The organism is Microbacterium azadirachtae, assembly GCF_000956545.1.
GTDB classification, from domain to species: Bacteria; Actinomycetota; Actinomycetes; order Actinomycetales; family Microbacteriaceae; genus Microbacterium; species Microbacterium azadirachtae.
The window spans coordinates 1-3,902 of record NZ_JYIT01000020.1 but is presented as its reverse complement, the minus strand read 5'-3'; the positions used below and the strand labels follow the sequence as shown (position 1 = coordinate 3,902).

Annotated in this window: 4 protein-coding genes and 2 pseudogenes; 4 read left to right on the top strand and 2 right to left on the bottom strand. The window is 72.0% G+C overall.

Annotated features, from left to right (window positions below; genetic code table 11):
* A pseudogene (locus tag RL72_RS00190) lies at positions 1-396 on the bottom strand (molybdopterin-dependent oxidoreductase); the annotation flags it as partial.
* A gap of 129 nt (positions 397-525) precedes the next feature.
* Here RL72_RS00190 and RL72_RS00185 point away from each other — a divergent pair.
* The 4 genes from RL72_RS00185 to RL72_RS00170 all read left to right on the top strand — a co-directional run bounded on the left by RL72_RS00185 (position 526) and on the right by RL72_RS00170 (position 3,347).
* Positions 526-1,203, top strand: coding sequence for a fasciclin domain-containing protein (locus RL72_RS00185; protein WP_045248783.1), 678 nt, complete (start codon positions 526-528; stop codon positions 1,201-1,203).
* 148 nt (positions 1,204-1,351) lie between these two features.
* Positions 1,352-1,951, top strand: coding sequence for an ECF RNA polymerase sigma factor SigK (gene sigK, locus RL72_RS00180; RefSeq protein WP_175491241.1), 600 nt, complete (start codon positions 1,352-1,354; stop codon positions 1,949-1,951).
* On the top strand, positions 1,948-2,751 hold the full coding sequence (locus tag RL72_RS00175; protein WP_045248781.1) for an anti-sigma factor: 804 nt from the start codon (positions 1,948-1,950) through the stop codon (positions 2,749-2,751). Before sigK ends, RL72_RS00175 begins: the two co-directional genes overlap by 4 nt.
* Positions 2,752-2,915: 164 nt before the next feature.
* A complete protein-coding gene (locus tag RL72_RS00170; protein WP_045248780.1) occupies positions 2,916-3,347 on the top strand; it encodes a DoxX family protein in 432 nt (143 codons plus the stop codon).
* A 93-nt stretch (positions 3,348-3,440) separates the two neighbouring features.
* Here RL72_RS00170 and RL72_RS19985 read toward each other — a convergent pair.
* A pseudogene (locus tag RL72_RS19985) lies at positions 3,441-3,902 on the bottom strand (DUF4185 domain-containing protein); the annotation flags it as partial.

Sequence of the window (3,902 nt, the reverse complement as noted above, 5' to 3'; positions counted from 1 at the left end):
GCCGACGAGCGGCGGCAGGGCGGAGGCGCCGCTCGCCCCCGCGCGCGTCACGGTCGCCAGCAGCCCGGCGACGCCGGCGAGGGCGAACACCGCGACGCCGGCCCAACGGCGCCGACGCTCGAGAAGACCCGCGACCGCCGCGAGCAGGAGCACGCCGACGCCCAGGGTCAGCAGGAGGAAGAGCTTGTCGTTGGCGCCGAACAGCTCGATCGCCAGCTCCTTCGCCCACTGCGGCACGATGTCGATGACGAACGAGCCCGCCGCGAGCAGCGGACTCGCGTCGCGCGCCACGAGGAAGGCCGTGATCTCGGCGGCGGCGACGAACACCGCGCCGCTCACGACCCCCGCGGCCGCGGCCCAGATCCGTGCGCCTGTCTTCCCTGTGCTCTCACCCATGTCCCTGGTTCGTCGCGATCGGCCGATCGGATGGCGATCGGACCGGATCCAATCCGGTGCGGGTGCGGCTCCGAACGCATCGTGTCGGCCGATGAACGGTCGCGATGCACCAGTCAAAGGAGAAAGATCATGCGATCCACTGTTCGCCTGCACGCCAGGGCGTCGCTCGCCGCCGCCAGCCTGCTCGCCGCCGCGGCCCTGGCCCTCACGGGCTGTTCGTCGATGTCGGGCTCGTCGTCCGGCTCGTCCTCGGAGCCCGCCACCAGCGCGCCGGCCGCGTCGCCCACCCAGACGATGGATCCGGCGGCCGACCTGGTCGGACCGGGATGCGCCGCCTACGCGCAGCAGGTCCCCTCCGGCGCGGGCTCCGTCGCCGGGATGGCGCAGGACCCGGTCGCGACGGCCGCGAGCAACAACCCGCTGCTGACCACGCTGGTCGCGGCGGTCTCGGGCAAGCTCAACCCGAAGGTCAACCTGGTCGACACGCTCAACGGGAGCGAGTTCACCGTCTTCGCGCCCGTCGACGACGCCTTCAAGAAGATCGACCCCGCGACGATCGACACGCTGAAGACGGATGCCGGCGCGGACACCCTCAGCAAGATCCTGACGTACCACGTGGTCGCCGGTCAGATCGCGCCGAAGGACATCGTCGGCACGCACAAGACCGTCGAGGGCGGCGAGGTGACCGTGACCGGTTCGGGCGACAACCTCAAGGTCAACGACGCGAACGTGATCTGCGGCGGCGTCCACACCGCGAACGCGACCGTGTACCTCGTCGACTCCGTCCTGATGCCGCCGGCCCAGTAAGGACCCGCGGATCCGCCACGCAGACCGGATCGCATGATCGACGAACCCGTCCGAGCATGCGGTCCGGTCCCGCGGGGGAGGGGCAGACGGAAGGACGCGACAGTGCTCGCCCTCGACGCATTGCCGATGCGGGGCAGGGAGGTGAGGCATGCTGGAACCCATGGTGATCGACGATCGGGAGCACGCCGAGCAGGACGGCGGCGACGACCTCGCGTCCGCGCTGCTGCTGCGCGTCGCGCAGGGCGATCAGTCGGCGTTCGCCGAGCTCTACGACATGCTGTCCTCGCGCGTCTTCGGCCTCATCCTCCGTGTCCTCGTGAACCGGTCGCAGAGCGAGGAGGTGCTGCAGGAGGTCTTCCTGGAGATCTGGCAGACCGCTTCCCGATTCGCCTCCGATCGGGGCCGGGGCAGGACCTGGATCCTGACGATCGCGCATCGTCGAGCGGTCGACCGCGTGCGGGCCTCGCAGGCCAGCGCCGACCGGGACGTGCGGATCGGGGCGCGCGACCTCGACGTCGCCCATGACAGCGTCGCCGAGCAGGCCGAGCTGTCGATCGACGCGGACCGGGTGGTCGACGCCCTCTCCGCCTTGCCGGACGCGCAACGCGAGGCGCTCGTGCTCGCGTACTACGGCGGCTACTCGCAGAGCGAGATCGCCACGATCACGGGATCACCGCTGGGAACGGTGAAGACCCGCATGAGAGATGGACTCACGCGTCTTCGGACGCACTGGGGGGTGAACGCATGAACGAGCAGGAGTTCGCAGAGCTGGCCGCAGGCCACAGCCTCGGATCGCTGTCGGTGCAGGACGAGCAGCGCTACGAGGCCGCGCTCGCCGCGCACCCGGAATGGGCTCCGATCGTCGCCGACGACGCGGACACCGCAGCCCTCCTCGCCGAAGGCGTGCCCGCGGTCGCTCCCCCGCCGTCGCTCCGCGACGCGCTCCTCGCCCGCATCGCCGTGACGCCCCAGGAGCCCGCTGACACGGCGCCCGCCGCCGCGCCGCCCGCCCCCGCGGATCCGCCGTCCGCCCTCGCCGACGGGGGCGATCAGGAGCCCGCTCCGCAGCCCTCCGCGGCTGCGCCCGCGCGCCGTCCGCGCAGGCTCCTGTTCGCGCTCGCCGCGTGCCTCGTGCTGGTCGTCGGGCTCGGCGCGGGTGCCGCAGTGGTGATCCCGCAGCTGCTGCGCCCCGCGGCCGTCGTGGCGCTGGACCGGATCGAGAACGCCCCGGACGCCGCCCAGAAGACGGTCTCGCTGCCCTCCGGCGGACACGCGACGGCGCACTGGTCGGCGTCGATCGGCACGGCCGTGCTCGTCTCCGACGGGCTCGAGCCCCTCGACTCCGCCCGCACGTACGAGCTGTGGTTCGTCCGCGGCGACACCCCCGTCTCCGCCGGCGTCTTCGCCGCCGAGCCGGGCACGACCACGGCGCAGCTGCGCGGGAGCATGCACGCCGGCGACGCGATCGCCGTGACCATCGAGCCCGCGGGAGGATCACCCACGGGCACGCCCACGACGCAGCCGATCATCGTCATCCCGACGTCCTGAGGCGGCGCCCGGCTCGACCATGCCGGAACCTCCGACGGTATCGGCACCGGATATTGAGCCCGCGTTCAGAAACATGACAGGGAGCGCTCCGTAGCGTGGGAGAACGGGGCGGACGCCCCGAGCCGCGCTCGCCGCGGTGTCCTGCCACGAAGGAGCATTCCGGAATGACGAACACCTCGAAGCCCGCCTCCTCGCTCGGACTCCTGGTCCTGCGCCTCGTGATCGGCGGCGTCTTCGCCGCGCACGGCGCGCAGAAGGTCTTCGAGTACACCCTGCCCGGCACCGTCCAGGCCTTCGCCGGCATGGGCGCACCCCTGCCCGAGATCGCCGGCCCCGCGATCGCGTTCCTCGAGCTGATCGGCGGGATCCTGCTCGTCGCCGGGCTGTTCACGCGCCCCGTCGGCGTGCTCCTCGCCGCCGACATGGCGGGCGCCATCGTACTGGTGCATCTCGGCAACGGCATCTGGGTCGGTGACGGCGGCTGGGAGTTCGCGGCCGTGCTCGGCGCCGCCGCCCTCGCCCTCGCCTTCACCGGCGCGGGGCGCTACGGCCTCGATCGCGCCGTGCTGCGCGGACCGGTCCGCGCGCTCGCCTGAGCCCGGATCGGGCGCCGAAGAGGGAAGACGTCGCTCCCACGGCCGTCGGAGCGACGTTTTCCCTCTCGAAGCGGCACCTGCGGGGTTGCGCGGTCAGGGGGCCCGGACGAGGGCGACGTCGTCCATCTGCATCCAGATGTCGCCGCTGTTCGTCCACACCCCGCCGTAGAGCTGCACGGCGTCGCGATCGCCGGAGTCGAACGTCACGGTGAAGCGCGTCCACGCGCCCACCGAGACGAAGTGGGCCTCCGAGATCACCGTGCCGTCGAGCGACCGCGCGCCGAAGTAGCCGGCATCGCTGTTGACCGAGGTGCGCAGGAAGCCCGTCAGCCGGTAGCTCGTGTGCGGCTGCACGGCCACGTCCTGCCAGACGTCCCGCCAGCCCTGGTTGTACCGCACGAACACGCGGTGGTCGCCGGTGAAGCCCGCGGCCGGCGCATTGTCGATCCCCGAGTTGGGCTTCGCGCCCCAGGTGCCGTTCGTGCCGTCGCCCAGAGAGGTCGCGCGTTCGAAGCTCGGATCCGCCACCAGGTTCGGGTCGATGATCGTGCCGTT